This window comes from Parasphingopyxis marina (assembly GCF_014237875.1).
Classification (GTDB): Bacteria; Pseudomonadota; Alphaproteobacteria; order Sphingomonadales; family Sphingomonadaceae; genus Parasphingopyxis; species Parasphingopyxis marina.
Map to the genome: position 1 here is coordinate 834,372 of NZ_JACJVJ010000002.1, position 16,116 is coordinate 850,487.

Annotated in this window: 13 protein-coding genes; 9 read left to right on the forward strand and 4 right to left on the reverse strand. The window is 64.7% G+C overall.

The annotated features are described in order from the left end of the window. Positions 1–68: 68 nt before the first annotated feature. Entirely contained in the window at positions 69–896 is an 828-nt protein-coding gene (locus H6P80_RS12855; RefSeq protein WP_185801759.1) for a hypothetical protein, read from the forward strand. Here the strand turns inward: H6P80_RS12855 and H6P80_RS12860 are convergent. The 3 genes from H6P80_RS12860 to H6P80_RS12870 form a co-directional block, all read right to left on the reverse strand. Then, complete coding sequence (locus H6P80_RS12860; RefSeq protein WP_185801760.1) at positions 893–1,621, reverse strand: DsbA family protein; 729 nt, start codon at positions 1,619–1,621, stop codon at positions 893–895. The two genes, H6P80_RS12855 and H6P80_RS12860, sit on opposite strands and share 4 nt — an antisense overlap. Positions 1,622–1,629: 8 nt before the next feature. Further along, positions 1,630–3,039: a M48 family metalloprotease gene (locus H6P80_RS12865; protein ID WP_407947258.1), complete on the reverse strand. Its 1,410-nt coding sequence runs from the start codon at positions 3,037–3,039 to the stop codon at positions 1,630–1,632. 64 nt (positions 3,040–3,103) lie between these two features. Then, positions 3,104–5,659 (reverse strand): Rne/Rng family ribonuclease, encoded by a 2,556-nt coding sequence (locus H6P80_RS12870; RefSeq protein ID WP_185801762.1) that lies wholly within the window; start codon positions 5,657–5,659, stop codon positions 3,104–3,106. Between the two features lie 530 nt (positions 5,660–6,189). On the opposite strand from H6P80_RS12870, the gene H6P80_RS12875 reads away from it, so the two are divergent. The 5 genes from H6P80_RS12875 (at position 6,190) to H6P80_RS12895 (ending at position 12,998) form a co-directional block, all read left to right on the forward strand. After that, entirely contained in the window at positions 6,190–7,446 is a 1,257-nt protein-coding gene (locus H6P80_RS12875) for an N-acetylmuramoyl-L-alanine amidase (RefSeq protein ID WP_185801763.1), read from the forward strand. Between the two features lie 114 nt (positions 7,447–7,560). Beyond that, the gene (locus tag H6P80_RS12880) at positions 7,561–10,095 is read left to right on the forward strand and encodes a penicillin-binding protein 1A (RefSeq protein ID WP_407947250.1); all 2,535 of its coding nucleotides are present in this window, start codon (positions 7,561–7,563) and stop codon (positions 10,093–10,095) included. 26 nt (positions 10,096–10,121) lie between these two features. Then, complete coding sequence (locus tag H6P80_RS12885; RefSeq protein WP_185801764.1) at positions 10,122–11,117, forward strand: DUF3137 domain-containing protein; 996 nt, start codon at positions 10,122–10,124, stop codon at positions 11,115–11,117. 61 nt (positions 11,118–11,178) lie between these two features. After that, complete coding sequence (gene prfB / locus H6P80_RS12890; protein ID WP_185801765.1) at positions 11,179–12,306, forward strand: peptide chain release factor 2; 1,128 nt, start codon at positions 11,179–11,181, stop codon at positions 12,304–12,306. Next, positions 12,306–12,998: a class I SAM-dependent methyltransferase gene (locus tag H6P80_RS12895; RefSeq protein WP_185801766.1), complete on the forward strand. Its 693-nt coding sequence runs from the start codon at positions 12,306–12,308 to the stop codon at positions 12,996–12,998. The genes prfB and H6P80_RS12895 overlap by 1 nt, the downstream gene beginning before the upstream one ends. A gap of 57 nt (positions 12,999–13,055) precedes the next feature. Here H6P80_RS12895 and H6P80_RS12900 read toward each other — a convergent pair whose 3' ends face one another. Then, the gene (locus H6P80_RS12900) at positions 13,056–13,445 is read right to left on the reverse strand and encodes a JAB domain-containing protein (RefSeq protein ID WP_185801767.1); all 390 of its coding nucleotides are present in this window, start codon (positions 13,443–13,445) and stop codon (positions 13,056–13,058) included. A gap of 205 nt (positions 13,446–13,650) precedes the next feature. Between H6P80_RS12900 and H6P80_RS12905 the strand changes: the two genes are divergently transcribed. The 3 genes from H6P80_RS12905 to H6P80_RS12915 are packed head-to-tail and all read left to right on the forward strand — an operon-like array spanning position 13,651 to position 16,102. Continuing rightward, positions 13,651–14,445, forward strand: a complete 795-nt coding sequence (locus H6P80_RS12905) for a thymidylate synthase (RefSeq protein WP_185802138.1) — start codon at positions 13,651–13,653, stop codon at positions 14,443–14,445. Beyond that, positions 14,442–14,936 carry a dihydrofolate reductase gene (locus H6P80_RS12910; RefSeq protein WP_328805012.1) on the forward strand — a complete coding sequence of 165 codons (495 nt, stop codon included), beginning with the start codon at positions 14,442–14,444 and terminating at the stop codon, positions 14,934–14,936. The genes H6P80_RS12905 and H6P80_RS12910 overlap by 4 nt, the downstream gene beginning before the upstream one ends. Next, positions 14,933–16,102 (forward strand): dipeptidase, encoded by a 1,170-nt coding sequence (locus H6P80_RS12915; protein ID WP_185801768.1) that lies wholly within the window; start codon positions 14,933–14,935, stop codon positions 16,100–16,102. The genes H6P80_RS12910 and H6P80_RS12915 overlap by 4 nt, the downstream gene beginning before the upstream one ends. Positions 16,103–16,116: the final 14 nt, after the last annotated feature.

The window sequence follows — 16,116 nt, forward strand, 5'->3', positions numbered from 1 at the left end:
AGATCCGCCGGCGATTCGCAAACGCCCAGGGAACGGGTTGTCGTCGCGCAAGGCTTCAGGAGATCCGAATGAGCCTTTTGAGCAAGCTGTTCGGCAGGGGAAAGGCAGCCGGCCCCGCCGTCCCCTCTCTCGCCGAACCGGTCTCGATCGATCCGACCGCCGCGTCCGGGGAACAACCCGATCCGGCGATGACCGCGCGCCTGAGAATCCTGATCGAAACGCCGCCCGGAGAACGGGACGAGGCCTGGCAGCGCAGCTTCTTTTCCACGCTGTGGACCGCGGCTATAGAAATTCCCTCGTCCGAGGCTTTCACCGGGCCCGACGGCTTCCGTTATCTGCGGCTGGACCTGCCCGCGACGGAGAGCTTCGTCGCCCATAATTTCGCAGGTCTTGCCCAGCCCTGTCTCGAAGCGGGGTCCGGCGCCGTGCTGTTCGCCCATCCCGACGCCGCCGACCCCGTCTATGTGATCCCGATGGGCGTGATCGAAAGCCTGGTCCGTTATCGCGACTGGCGCGGCGATCCCGTCGATCTGGAAGAAGCGGAAGACGCATCCCCCGACCGCGAAATCACGATCGCGGCCGGAACCAAGGTGCTGACGGGAACGCCGTCGGTCGATTATCTGTCGCGCGAAGCGGCGCACGCGCTGGATCGGCATCTCAAGACCGAATGGAAGCTACCCCATCCGCGCGTTCTGGTGATGACGTCGGCGGCGATGCAGCCTTCGCGCTCGCTGGTCTTCAATGCCCGCCGCAGCGCGTTCAAGAGCGACGAGGAGGCGCAGCATTTCTTCGAGCGGATCAGCTGGTTCATCCCGCCGTCGCGCACGGTGACCTTGATGCCGGAAGACTGGTCGGAGGCGACAATGACTCCGCTCGCCGAACTCGCGAAAGCCTAGTCGCCGCTGCGCGGCGCGTCGCGCACTTCCTGCACGGCCTGACGCAGCCTTTCATAACCGACCGCGCCCGAAAGGATGCGATCGCCGATGATGAAGGCCGGCGTTCCGGTCAGTTCGAGACGGCGCGCCAGATCGAGATTGTTGCGCAATTCTCCGACCACATTCTCGGCGTTCATGTCGCTGGTCACCTGCGCGGCATCGAGCCCCGCCTCGCGCTGCGCCTGGGCGATCGTTGCGTTGCTTGGTCGGCCCGCGGCGTACATCGCCAAATGAAAATCCATATATTCGCGTTGCCGGGCCGCCGAGAGGCTGACCCTTGCGGCCTGTTCGCTTTCCGGACTCAGGATCGGCAATTCGCGATAGACGATACGGACATCGTCATTTTCTTCCACCAGCCGATTGAGATCGGGAAGGCTGGCGCGGCAATAGCCGCAGGCATAATCGAAAAACTGGACAACGGTGACTTGCGGATCGGTCGCACCGGACCAGGCGCCTTCGAAGGGCCGTTCCAGGTCTTCGCGAACCACGCCGATCATCTGCGCCATCCGCCGCTCTTCGAGCCGGGTCATCGCCTCGGGGATCACTTCGGGGTTTTCCACGATATATTGATGGATCACGGTTTCGATCTCGCCGCGCGCCCAGCCCTTGACCTGCGGCACGAGGAAAAAGCTTCCCACTGCGGCAACGGCCGCGATGCCGCCCCAGATCGTCCAGCGATTTGTCATTCTAGCTCCTAGCCGTCCGGCGCAGGCCGGCGACGTTCGCGCCGTTCGTCCTCGTCGAGTTCCTCGACCTCGCCGCGCATGGCCATAACGATATCCTGGGCCCTGAGCCAGTCCGGCGTGCCCTGCGGAATACCGAGCATCGCTTGTTGCGCATTGACGAACGCCTCGCGCGGCTGGCCGGTCAGGCTCGCATATTCGGCGGTCGCCAGATAGGCGCGGGCAAGATCGCCCTCCTGCGAATAGATATAGCCGAGCCGGCGCCAGGCAAAGGGATTGCGGTTATCCCGCTGAACGGCGGTCCGCAGCACGCTCAGCGCCTCCTCGTAATTCGCCGAATCTTCGGTCGCGATCAGCGCATGGCCGAACAGCGCGGCGATCAGCGGATTGCTGCGCGAATTGAGCGTCGCTTCGCGCAATGCGGGCAGCGCTTCGTCCGGCCGCCCCGATTCCAGCAACACCTGCCCCCTGAGTTCGAGAAAATAGGGATCGTGCGGCGCATCGGCGAGCAGCGCATCGACCTCCGCCAGCGCGCGATCCGGATAGGCTTCCTTGTGCCAGGCATAGGCCCGGGCGTAACGCGCGGGCACCGATGTATCGGATTGCGGATAGGCGATCATCGTGCGCTGCGGCGTTTCGATAAAGCCGAGCAGCTTCGCCCTCGCCCTCTGGAATCGCGCTTCGAGCGCCGGGTCGGTCGGCGCATCCCAGGCCGGATCATTCTCGTAAAGTTCGGTCAGGATGGCGATACGATCGCCCGAAAGAGGGTGGGTGCGGTTATAGGCGTTGGTCTGCGGTATCGCGAGCCGGTATTCCTGGTTCTGGATACGCCGGAAAAAGGCCAGGCTGCCCCGCCCGCTGATCCCTGCCGTCGACAGATATTCGGCGCCGGCAAGATCCGAACTCGATTCCTGGACGCGGCTGAAGGCGAGAAACTGGCCGATCGCCGCCCGCGAACCGCCCGACATCACCGCCATGCCCGCATCGGGCGCGCCCGCCGCGATCAGCGCCGCTGCGGCTAGAATCGAGAGGATCGAGATATTGCCCGCATTGCTGAAGCCGTCGCGGATCGAAATCGCGTGGCCGCCGGTAACATGGCCCAGCTCATGCGCGATCACGCCCTGCACTTCATTGGCATTGTCGGCGGCGAGCAGCAGGCCGGAATGGATAAACACGCGCTGACCGCCGGCGACGAAGGCATTGATCGACTGGTCGTTCACCAGGACGATCTCGAAGCCGTTCGACTGGAGGCCCGCGGCCTCCACGAGCGGCGCGGCCATATCGTTGAGCAGCGCCTCGGTCTCCGCATCGCGCAGGATCGATTGCGCGGCGACGGGCCGGACCGCAAGCACCATCGCGAGCAGCACGAACAAAGCTGCGCGCGCGATCATGGTCGTGGAAATCGTGCGGGACGCGATCATCGCCGCCGCTTTCGCCCGCCGTGCCTGAACGGGGGATGAAAGCGGGGCGATCATCGGATCGGTCCTATTCGCCGAAGGTTCGTTGCCACCAACCACCGCGGCGCGGGCCTTCACCCTCACCGCCGCTTTCGGCCGGCACCGCCTCGGCAACGGCTTTTTCTGCGGCGGGTTCGGCCTTCGTGCCATTGGTCGCGGCGCGTGCGCGCGAACGGCGCGGCTTGGCGGGTTTTTCCTCGGCGGTTTCTTCCGAAGCGGCTTCCGCCGCCTCGGCCGTTGCGGCTTCCTCGGCAGCTTCGGCGGGTGCCGGTTCCGCCTTTTTGCGCGGCGCCCGGCGACGCTTCGGCTTTTCCTCGGCCTCGGCTTCGGCTCCGGCGGTGGCTTCTACCGCTTCAGCTTCAGCCTCCGCTTCCGCAGGCTCGGCCTCGGGCTTTTTGCGCGTACGGCGGCGCTTGGGTTTTTCCTCGGGAGTGGCTTCGGCGGCGTCCGCTTCCGCAGGGGCGCTTTCCTCTGCAGCCTCCGCTTCGACGGGAGCACTGTCTTCGCCGGCACCCTCTTCCGTGCCTTCGCCGGTCTCGACGGCGTTATCGCCGCCGGCAGGTTTCCGGCGGCGGCCGCCGCGGCGGCCACGGCGCGATTTCCGGCGCGGTGCCTCCTCGTCGCCATCCTCGCCCGACGCGTCGACGCTTTCCTCGGCGGCCTCGTCCTCATTGTCCGTATCGGACCGCTCGGCGCCCTCGGGCCTGTCCTTGCGGCGACCACGGCCGCCGCGCCTGCCGCGACGGCGGCGCGAACGCGGTTTGGAGTCCTCGTCCTCCCCGGCCTCGGCTTCGAAGTCTTCCTCGGCCTCGATTTCCTCGTCCTCGTCATCCTCGTCATCGTCGAGAACGATCGGAGCGACCTGGACCCGCTTTTCGGGTGGCGGCCCGGAGGCGGCGACCTCCATCGCCGCGCCTTCCAGCTTGCGATCGGGGATCACCTCGATAGAAACGCCGTACAGCGCCTCGATCTCGCCCAGTTCCTGCCGCTTGGAATTCAGCACATAGACCGCCGCATCCTGCGCGCAGCTGAGCGAAAGCTTGGAGCCCTTGCCCTTGGCGGCTTCTTCTTCGAGCAGCCGCAGCGCGGACAGGCCGGCCGACGATGCCGTGCGCATCAGGCCGGTGCCTTCGCAATGCGGGCATTCGTGCGTCGAGGCTTCGAGCATGCCGGTGCGCAGCCGCTGGCGGCTCATCTCGAGCAGACCGAAGGAGGAAATCCGGCCCACCTGGATGCGGGCGCGATCGTTCTTCAGCGCTTCCTTGAGCGCGCGTTCCACCTTCCGGTTGTTCGAATGATGGTCCATGTCGATAAAGTCGATCACGACCAGCCCGGCCATGTCGCGCAACCGCAGCTGGCGGGCGATTTCGCGCGCCGCCTCGATATTGGTCTTGAGCGCGGTCTGCTCGATATTGTGCTCGCGCGTCGAACGGCCCGAGTTGATGTCGATCGATACCAGCGCCTCGGTCGGGTTGATGACCAGATAACCGCCCGATTTCAGCTGGACGAGCGGATGGTACATCGCCCCGAGCTGATCCTCGACCTGGTAGCGCTGGAACAGCGGCGTCGTATCCGCGTAATGCTGAACGCGCTTGGCGTGGCTCGGCATCAGCATCTTCATGAAGTTCTTGGCGGCCTTATAGCCTTCCTCGCCCTCGACGATTACATCCTCGATTTCGCGGTTGTAGATGTCGCGGATCGCGCGCTTCACAAGGTCGCTATCGGTGTATATCCGCTCGGGCGCCGTGGCGCGGAGCGTGCCTTCGCGAATATCGTCCCACAATTTGGCGAGATAGGTGAAATCCCGTTTGATCTCGGTCTTGGTGCGCGCCATGCCCGCGGTGCGCACGATGCAGCCCATGGTCTCGGGCAGCTTCAATTCCGAAATCACCGATTTCAGACGCTTGCGATCCGAGGCGTTCGAAATCTTCCGGCTGATCCCGCCACCATGCGAGGTGTTGGGCATCAGCACGCAATAGCGGCCGGCGAGCGAGAGATAGGTGGTCAGCGCCGCGCCCTTGTTGCCGCGCTCTTCTTTCACGACCTGGACGAGCAGCACCTGGCGGCGGCGGATAACGTCCTGAATCTTGTAGCGGCGGCGCAGGTCCATCCGGCGCTTGCGCAGGTTCTGGACGACGGGTTCGTCGTGATGCTCTTCATCGGCATCGGCGTCGCCGGTTTCCTCGACGCCCTCATCACCGTCTTCGGCGTCCGCATCTTGCCCGGAATCGTCGGTTTCGGCGTCGGCGGCTTCCTGCTCTTCCTCGCCCTCGCGCAGCTCTGCCTCTTCCTTGGCATGCTCCATTTCCTCGGCGAGGAGCTTTTCCCGGTCTTCCTTCGGGATCTGATAATAGTCGGGATGGATTTCGCTGAAGGCGAGGAAACCGTGACGGTTGCCGCCATAATCGACGAACGCCGCCTGAAGCGACGGTTCGACGCGGGTTACCTTGGCGAGATAGATATTTCCCTTGAGCTGCTTGTGCTCTTCGGATTCGAAATCAAACTCTTCGATCCGGTTGTTTTTGACGACGGCCACACGGGTCTCTTCCCGGTGGCGCGCATCGATCAGCATACGCGTTGCCATTTATGTGTCTCCGAACATGCCAGGCGGGCCTTGTAAGGCGGGCGGGCATGTGAACTGATGGGAATGGGCGGCGTGCGATCGCGCGGCGTGAAAAATCGCCGGACGTCGCGCCCATTCGTGGTGAACAAGTGATATTTGCGTCTGCTGCCGGGGCATGTCCGGCCTCGTGGGCGGGACGTCTTGCCGCGAAGACAAGGCCGCGCGGATCGCGCATCGCCTGTCGTTCGGGGAGAGAATGCCTCATGCAGCGTCAACCTGGTGGGCCGGATTTGTATTGCCGGCGCGTATTATGGGCAGGATGTCGCCATACCGGACGGCATAATCAACCCCTGCTGCCCGGTTTGCTAGCAGCGCCGCCATGGCACGGCAAGAAAAAGCATGCCGAACGAGGCCCCGGCATCGGCAATATGGGTCCGATCCGGACCGCGCCGATATGGCTAATGCGGCGTTAACCTAAAGTCTTCACCCCGTTTTGAGGCTCCAGCCCTAGCTCTTGGCACCCACGACACGAACCGAGAGTAACCTTAATCATGTGTTTGCGCTGGACCATTGGGGGTATCGCGCGGCAATATGGGGCGATGTCGCTCCTGCTCGCCATTCTGACGACCATCGGTTGGCACCCTGCCGCCGCGACCGCTATCGAAGCGGTCAATGTGACACCCGAGCGCGTTACCGTGCGGTTCGACGATTATGTCGCGAACGCCTCCGCCTTCGTTCTGGACGGGCCCGACCGGATCGCGATCGACGTTTCCGGCGCGCGCGCCGGGGATGGCGGCGATGCGGCCGGGCCGATCCGCACCGTACGCCAGGGCCAATATGATCCTGAAACCGCGCGGATCGTGCTCGATCTTGCCCGGCCCGCGATTTTCCAGAATGGCCGTTTTTCCGAAGATGGCCGCGCCTTCACCCTCGACATCCGCCCGGCGAGCAGCATCGCCTTTGCCAGCGCCGCGAGCGCGGGCCGGGCGAGCTTCTTCCCGCCAATGGCGTTTCGCGCCCGCCCGCCCAGCGGGCGCGGGGAACTCACCGTCCGCCTGCCGCGCGCGACGGCGCCCGGCACCGCCCCGCTTCCCACCATCCAGGGCCCGACCGGGCGGCCGCTGGTCGTCATCGATGCCGGTCATGGTGGCCATGATCCGGGCGCGATCTCGCCCCATGGCGGCCGGCGCGAAAAGGACGCGACGCTCGCCATCGCGATCGCGACGCGCGATGCCCTGCTGCAATCGGGCCGGGTCCGCGTCGCCCTGACGCGATCGGACGACCGTTTCCTCGTGCTGGAGGAACGCTACGAGATCGCCCGCCGGCTGGGCGCCGAACTCTTCATCTCGATCCATGCCGACAGCGCGGAGAACCGCGACGCGCGCGGCGCGACGATCTACACGCTATCGGAGGTCGCGTCGGACCGGGAATCCGAAAGCCTCGCCCGGCGGGAGAATTCCGCCGACGTCATCAACGGTGTCGATCTGGGCGGCGCGGACGAGGATGTCCGTTCGATCCTGATCGACCTTACCCAGCGCGAGACGATGAACATCTCATCGCGTTTTGCGAACCTGCTCTATCGCGATGCGCGGCAGACATTCCCCTTCACCGGCGACTATCACCGATTCGCCGGCTTCGTCGTCCTCAAGGCGCCCGACATGCCCTCGATCCTGCTGGAAACCGGCTATTTGACCAATGAGGCCGACGTCGAGCGGCTGTTTTCGCGCGAAGGCCAGCGCAATATAGCGCGCGGCCTGACCCGCGCGATCGAGACTCATTTCGCGCGCGGCCTGACCGGCACCCGGTAGGAAAAACGACAGGGGCCCGCCCCCCGCCGCTCCGCCGCGCTTTTCTCCTGCGCCCGGCCGGGCGGCCGCAAAACCGGCTGGCATCGCACCCAAAAGCTGGTAAACCGCCCCGCGATGACGGAGGCTGCGGAAACCGATACCGAAATGAGCGTCACCTTGCGGCGCGAAACGACGGGCTTTTGGCCCGGCGTGCGCGCGAGGCTGGCCAAACGCCGCTATCGCTGGCCGCTCTATCTTTTGCTGATGACCCTGATGGGCATGCTCGCCTTCTGGTGGGTGTTCATGCGCGATCTGCCCTCGGCCGACAGCCTGCTCGACTATGAACCGGCGCTGCCGACCTTCGTGCGCGACGTGAATGGCGAGCCCGTGCAGAGCTTCGCGCGCGAACGCCGCGTGGAGCTTGCCTATGAAGAATATCCGCCGGTCCTGATCCGCGCCTTCCTTGCCTCGGAAGACAGTTCCTTCTTCACCCATGGCGGGCTCGACTATCCCGGCCTCGCCGCCGCGGTGTTCGATTATATCGCGAAGATGGGGAGCGATGAGCGGGCCCGGGGCGGTTCGACGATCACCCAGCAGGTCGCCAAGAATCTGCTGCTCACCAACGAATATTCGGTCACCCGCAAGATTCGCGAGGCGATCCTGGCCGTGCGTATCGAGAATGTGCTGACCAAGGAACAGATCCTCGAACTCTATCTCAACCAGATTTTTCTCGGCCGGAACGCTTATGGCGTGCAGGCCGCCGCGCGCGCCTATTTCAACAAGGACGTCGCCGATCTCGAGGTCCATGAGGCCGCCTTCCTGGCGGCGCTGCCGCGCGCGCCGGCCAATTATAACCCGTCCCGCTTCCCCGAGCGCGCGCTTGCCCGGCGCAACTATGTGCTCGATCAGATGCGGGAGAATGACTGGCTGAACGAAGCGGACTGGCAGGAAGCCCGTGCCCGGCCGCTCGGCACGACCCGCACGTCCCAGTCCGTCACCGACAATGTCGACGGCTATTATATGGAAGAGGTGCGCCGCATCTTGATCGACAGCTTCGGCGAGGATGCCGAAGACGGCCCCTATGGCATCTATTCGGGCGGCCTGTGGGTCCGCACCTCCTACGATCCGCAAATGCAGGACAGCGCGCAGAGATCGCTGCGCGAAGGCCTGCTGCGCTTCGATCGCGGCCGTGCATGGGCGGGGCCGGTGGCGACCATCCCGATGGACGACGACCAGTGGCAATCGCGCCTCGCGGCGGCCAATCTGACGATCGACTATGAAGACTGGCGGGTCGCCGTCATCCTGTCAAAAGACGAGAACACGGCCCGGATCGGCTTTGCCGACGGCAGCACCTCGACCATGCCGCGCTCGGCCGCTTCCATAGCGCGGCGCAGCGGCGGAACCGCCTTTTCCACCATCCAGCCCGGCGATATCATCACCGTGCGGCCGGAGGGCAACGCCTATGCGCTGGCCAAGGTGCCCGACATTTCTGGCGGCATGGTCGTCGAGGATGTTCGCACCGGGCGCGTCTACGCGATGCAGGGCGGTTTCAGCTCCAGCCTCGAAGCCTTCAACCGCGCCACCCAGGCCGAACGCCAGCCGGGATCGGCAATAAAGCCCTTCGTTTACGCGGCTGCACTCGAAAACGGCATGACGCCGGCCTCGATCATCGTCGACGGCCCCTTCTGCGTCTATCAGGGCGCGGGCCTCGGCAACAAATGCTTCCGCAATTCGGGCGGCGGCGTCGCCGGGCCGCAGACCCTGCGCTGGGGCCTGGAAAATTCGCGCAACCTGATGACGGTGCGTGCCGCCTCCGAAACCGGCATGGAAAATGTCACCCAGCTCATCAGCCGGGCCGGGATCGGAGATTATGAGCCCTATCTCGCCTTTTCTCTGGGCGCCGGCGACACGACCGTGCTCCGTCTCGTCAACGCCTATGGCATGCTGGCCAATCATGGCCGCGATGTCGGCCCCTCCCTGATCGACTATGTCCAGAACCGCGACGGCGAGGTCATCTATCCGGCCAACTGGCGCGCCTGCGAAGGCTGCAACGCCGACGACTGGGACGGCGAGCGTATGCCGCGTCCGCCGATGCCGGGCCGCCAGGTCGTCGATGCGATGACGGCGTTCCAGATGATCCATATCCTCGAAGGCGTGATCCAGCGTGGCACCGCCACACTGCTCCGCGATCTCGATCGCCCGATGTTCGGCAAGACCGGCACCACCACCGGCCCGACCAATGTCTGGTTCGTCGGCGGCACGCCGGATATCGTTGCCGGCGTCTATATGGGTTATGACCGCCAGAACCGGTCGATCGGCTATGGCGCCGGCGGCACGCTGGCCGCGCCGATCTTCCGCCAGTTCATGCAGGAAACGCTGGAAGGCCGGCCGGTCATCCCGTTCCGCGCGCCGCGCGGGATCCGCATGGTCCGCATCGACCGCCGGACGGGTCGCCGCGTGTTCGGCGGCTGGCCGAGCGACAGTCCGCAAAGCGCGATCATCTGGGAAGCCTTCCGGCCGGACAGCCAGCCGACCCGCACCATCCGTCGCGACGTGCTTGCGCGCCGCCCGATCCGCCGCATCGACCCCAACGAAGCGCAGAATACGGTCACGGTCGACCGGCCGACCAACGACAACGAATTCCTGCAGTCTGAAGGCGGTATCTACTAACCGACCAACCCCGGAGAAATCCAGCCATGCCGGCAGCGCTCGACGTCGATACGATCATGGCGAACGGCTTGGGGCACTGGCTGGAAGAACGACGCGGAGACCGCGTCTGGATCCGCCGAAAATACCGTGCGGTGACTGCGGGATCGATCCTCGCGGCAATCCTCCTTTTCGCCGCCACCGTCTATCTGGGCGTCCATCCGGAGACCATCGGCCAAACCGAACTGCCGGGCTTCATGGCGATGATCGGCCTGTTCGGATCGGGCTTCCTGGCCGTCGGCGGCCTGATCGCCGGCTATATGATCAAATCGAATGCGATCGCCGCGATCAAGCGCGAAGCGAACGGGGCGATCGCGTCGGCCATGGGCATTCACTATTCGCCGACGGGAAAGCCCGGCGAGATGATCGACTTCGCCCGGACCTTCCAGATCCTGCCCGGCTATGCGAATCGGACCTCGGAAGATTTCTGGTCCGGATATTTCGGAGACGCCGGCTTCCACATCTTCGAAACGACGCTGACCAGCGGAACGGGCCGCCACACGACGGTCAACTTCAAGGGCATCTTGATGCACCTCAAGACCCGCCACGCCTATCGGGGGGCGACCGTCATCCGGCGGTCGAGCCGCTGGCAGCGCTGGCGCAACACGCCGATCGTCGCCGGCCCCCTGACCCTGGAGCCGGTCGCAATCGCGGATCCCGAATTCTCCCGTAATTTCATGGTCTATTCGACCGACCCCGACATCGCTCGCGCCATCGTCAGCCCGTCCCATTGCCATACCCTGCTGGCGCTGGAAAAGCGGTTTACGAGCAAATGGCACGGCTTCCTGCATGGCAGCGGCATGAATGTGCTGTTCTACGAACAAGCACTGGTGATCGCGATGCGCGCCAAAAATCTGTTCGAAAGCGCCGGTTTCTCGGCATCGCAGGACCGCGAGCGGATCGAACGCACGATCCTTCAGTTTCGCGGCGTGCTCGACCTGCTCGAAAATATCGATCGCCACGACACGAAGCTTTCGGGCGATTGATGCGGCGCAGTTGACCGGCTAACAGCAGCCCCCACAGCATCGAACCGGAAAGTCCCCTGTCATGCGCGCCGAAGCGCAAGCCCATATCGACCAGATCACCCAGGCGCTCGACCTGCTCCGCCGCTTTCTCGACTGGGACGTCGCGAACCAGCGGCTGGAAGAGCTCAACGCGAAGGTGGAAGACGCAAGCCTGTGGGACGACCCCAAGGCGGCGCGCGAGGTCATGCGCGAGCGCGGCCGGCTCGAAAACGCGATCTCCGCCGTGCGCGCGATCAGCCAGGAACGCGACGATGCGGTCGAAATGATCGAAATGGCCGAAGCCGAAGGCGACGAAGGGCTCGTCACCGATGCCGAAAAGGCGCTCGCCCAGCTCGCCGAACGCGCCGAACAGGACAAGGTCGAAGCGCTGCTCGCCGGCGAAGCGGACGCCAACGACACCTATCTCGAAATTCACGCCGGCGCGGGCGGGACCGAAAGCCAGGACTGGGCCGAAATGCTCCAGCGCATGTACCAGCGCTGGGCCGAGCGGCGCGGGTACAAGGTGGAGCTGGTCGACTATCATGCGGGCGAACAGGCCGGGATCAAGGGCGCGACGCTGTTGATCAAGGGCGAGAACGCCTATGGCTATGCCAAGACCGAAAGCGGCGTCCACCGGCTGGTCCGCATCTCGCCCTATGACAGCTCGGCGCGTCGACATACGAGCTTTTCCAGCGTCTGGGTCTATCCGGTGATCGACGACGACATCGATATCGAGATCAACGAGAGCGAGCTGCGCATCGACACCTATCGCGCGAGCGGATCGGGCGGCCAACACGTCAACACCACCGACAGCGCGGTGCGCATCACGCACGAACCGACCGGCATCGTCGTCGCCTCGCAATCGCAGCGTTCGCAGCACAAGAACAAGGCGGAGGCGATGGGCATGCTGAAGGCCCGGCTCTACGAAGCCGAACTGCGCCGCCGGGAAGAAGAGGCCAACGCCGTCGAAGCCTCCAAGAGCGACATCGGTTGGGGCAACCAGATCCGCTCCTATGTGCTCCAGCCCTATCAGATGGTGAAAGACCTGCGCACCGGCGTTACCTCCTCCGCCCCGTCCGACGTTCTCGACGGCGATCTCGACAAGTTCATGGCTGCGGCGCTATCGCAGCGGGTGACAGGGGAAACCGTAGAGGTAGAGGATATCGAGTGATGCGCGCCGCCGCATGCATGGGCTTGCTGCTGCTTGCCACCGGCTGCGACGCGTTCGGCGGCGACGAAGGTGGTTTTCCGCCTGCAGACCGCCCGGTCTCCGACATCGTCGCCGCCCAGTTTCGCGACGAGGAATCGCGCGACCGGGTGAACGAAGCCGATTCCGTGATGGAGATGGCGGCGATCGAGCCGGGCATGACGGTCGCCGATATCGGCGCCGGCAACGGCTATTACACGATCCGCCTCGCCCGCCGGGTCGGCGATAGCGGGCGGGTGCTTGCCGAGGATGTGATCGCCGAAACGCGCGACCGGCTGGCCGACCGTGTGACGCGCGAGCGGCTCGACAATGTCAGCGTGCGGCTCGGCGAATTTTCCGATCCCAAGCTGCCCGAAAACAGCTTCGACCGGATTTTCATGGTCCATATGTATCACGAAATCGAAAGCCCGTACGAGTTTCTCTGGAACATGCGCCCCGCTTTGCGCGACGGTGGCCGGGTCGTCGTCGTCGACGCCAACCGCCCCACCAATCGCCACGGCACCCCGCCCGATCTCCTCAATTGCGAATTCGAGGCCGTGGGCTATCGCCGCGTATCCTATACGCCGATGCCGCAGATCGGCGGTTATCTGGCGATGTTCGTGCGCGAGGGCGAGCGGCCCGAACCCGGCGATATCGTCGCGTGCGGTCAGGACTGAGCCCCCGGCGATCAAAGCGCCGCCGGTCCCGTAGTCCTTCGGCCCTGCGCCGCGCCGCTAAAGCCAGCCCAGATCCCGAAAGCTCGTGAACCCGCCGTTCGATGTCAGGATCAGGTGATCGAAGATGCGGATGCTGAGCGGCCGGAGCAGGTCCGCCAGTTTGCGCGTGGTTTCGATATCCGTCTCGCTGGGCGTGGGATCGCCGCTCGGATGGTTGTGCGCAATCATCACGGCATGGCCGTCATGCGACAGCGCGTCGTGCACGATCGTGCGCAGCGGCAATATGATCTTGTCGCGGCTGCCCTGCGCCTCGCTGATCGCGACCAGCCGCCCGTCCGCGCCCAGATGCGCGACCACCGCATGCTCGTAATCGTGCCGCAGCACGAGCGGCGCGAAGAAATCCGCGAAGGCCCGGTCGCCGAACAGGGGCGATCCTTGCATGCTCATCGTGTCTCCGCCCCCCAGCGGATTCGCGGATCGCGAACCGTTCGCACCGGGGATAGCTCGACTGCGCGCAAAGGGACATGGAATCGCCTCCATAACCGATCAAAAGCGTAGAAAAATCCGCCGTCATGGCGCCACAAATCCTCCACATCGGATGAAATACGCCCGCTTGGCCGAAGCGCCGCTCTCCGGCATAAGGGCCGGTACGATGCGGCAATATCTCGATCTCATGCAGCGGATAATCGACGACGGGGCGCGGCAGGACGATCGCACCGGCGTCGGCACCCATTCGCTGTTCGGCGCCCAGATGCGGTTCGACCTGTCCCAAGGTTTTCCGTTGCTGACGACCAAGAAGCTCCACATCCGTTCGATCATTATCGAGCTGTTATGGTTTTTGCGCGGCGACACCAATGTCCGCTGGCTGCAGGACCGCAAGGTTTCGATCTGGAACGAATGGGCGCGCGACGATGGCGATCTCGGACCTGTCTACGGCAAGCAATGGCGCGACTGGGAAGGCCCGGGCGGCGCCCATATCGACCAGATCGCCGAGCTGATCGACGAGATCAAGACCAACCCCGCCTCGCGCCGCCAGATCGTTTCGGCCTGGAACCCGGCCGATATTCCCAAGATGGCGCTCGCGCCGTGCCACTGCCTGTTTCAGACCCATGTCGCGAATGGCAAGCTCTCGCTCCAGCTCTACCAAAGAAGCTGCGACATCTTTCTCGGCGTGCCCTTCAACATCGCCAGCTATGCGCTGCTCACCCATATGCTGGCCCAGCAATGCGGGCTGGAGGTCGGCGACTTCGTCTGGACCGGCGGAGACGTGCATCTCTACACCAACCATCTGGAGCAGGCGCGCACCCAGCTGACGCGCACCCCCGGCCCGCTGCCGAAGCTCTCCATCCTCCGGGATCCGGGCAGCATCGACGGCTATGAGTATGAGGATTTCGAGATCACCGGTTATCAGGCCGCGCCCCATATCGCGGCCCCGGTGGCCGTGTGAGCGGCGCCGCCATCACCTTCTATCTCGCCCGCGCCGATAACGGCGTAATCGGGGAGGACGGCGCAATCCCCTGGCGGATCAAGGGCGAGCAGCGCCGGTTCAAGGACATGACGATGGGCAAACCCATGGTGATGGGCCGCAAGACCTTCGAAAGCTTCCCGGCCCCCCTGCCCGGCCGCCGCCATATCGTGCTGACGCGATCGGCGGACTGGGATGCCGAGGGCGCGGAAGCCGTGCACAGCCCCGAAGAGGCGATCCTGCGCGCCGGCTATGTCGACGAGATAGCGGTGATCGGCGGCGCGGAAATCTATCGGCTGATGCTGCCCCATGCGGACCGCATCGAACTGACCGAAGTGCATATCGATCCCCAAGGCGATGCCGTCGTCCCCGATTTTCCCGCAGGCGACTGGGACGAAACGGCGCGGCAGGACTTCCCGGCCGAGGACGGGCAACCGGCCTATAGCTTCGTTACGCTCACGCGCAGCCGATGATCCGCAAGGTCCTGCTCGGCCTGGCATTCCTGATCGCCGTCGCGGCGGCGTTGTTCTTCACCATCGGGCCGATCGTCCTCGAACAGAAACTCAACACCCGCGCCGATGTCGAGCTGCCGCAAATATCGCCGGAAGCCCGGGCGCTCCATGCCCGGCTCGCCATCGCCGACATGCATGCCGATACCCTGCTCTGGCGGCGCAGCCTGCTCAGCCGGGCGACGCGGGGCCATGTCGACCTGCCCCGGCTCGAAGCCGGCAATGTCGCGCTCCAGGTCTTTTCCTCGGTCACCCAGTCGCCGCCCGGCATCAATTACGATTCCAATTCGGCGGAAGACGACACGATAATCTGGGTGGCGATCGCGCAGCTCCAGCCGATCCGCACATGGACCTCGCTGGTCGAACGCTCGCTCTTCCACGCCGACCGGCTGACCCGGTTCGAGGCCGAGAGCGAGGGGCGTCTCAGGATCGTGCGCACCCGCGCCGATATCGACCGACTGCTCGCCGATCGCCTGCGCGGCGAAGCGGTTACCGGCGCGCTGCTTTCGGTCGAGGGGCTGCACAATCTGGACGGCGATGCCGGCAATCTCGACCGGCTGTTCAACGCCGGCTTCAGGATGGCGAGCCCGACCCATTTCTTCGACAACCGGCTCGGTGGATCGATGCATGGCGAGGAAAAAGGCGGGCTCACGGATTTCGGGCGCGCAATTGTCCGGGCCATGGAGCAGCGGCGGATGATCGTCGATATCGCCCATGCCAGCCCGGCGATGGTCGACGATATCCTCGCCATGGCGACGCGCCCGGTGGTTTCGAGCCATGGCGGCGTGCAGGCGGTGTGCGACGTCAACCGCAACCTTACCGACGACCAGATCACGATGATCGCAACCACCGGCGGCGTCATCGGCATCGGCTATTGGGACGGAGCGATCTGTTCCGCCGATCCGCAGGATGTCGTCGCCTCGATCCTTCATGTTCGCGGTCTTGTCGGCATCGAGCATGTCGGCCTCGGTTCCGATTTCGACGGATCGACGACGGTACCCTTCGACACGTCCGAGCTTGCTGTCGTCACGCAGCTGCTGATGGATGCCGGGCTTTCGGAGGGCGAGATCGCGGCGGTGATGGGCGGCAATGTTATCCGGCTGCTGCGGAACAATCTGCCGCGCGGTTGAAATATGGCCGATTG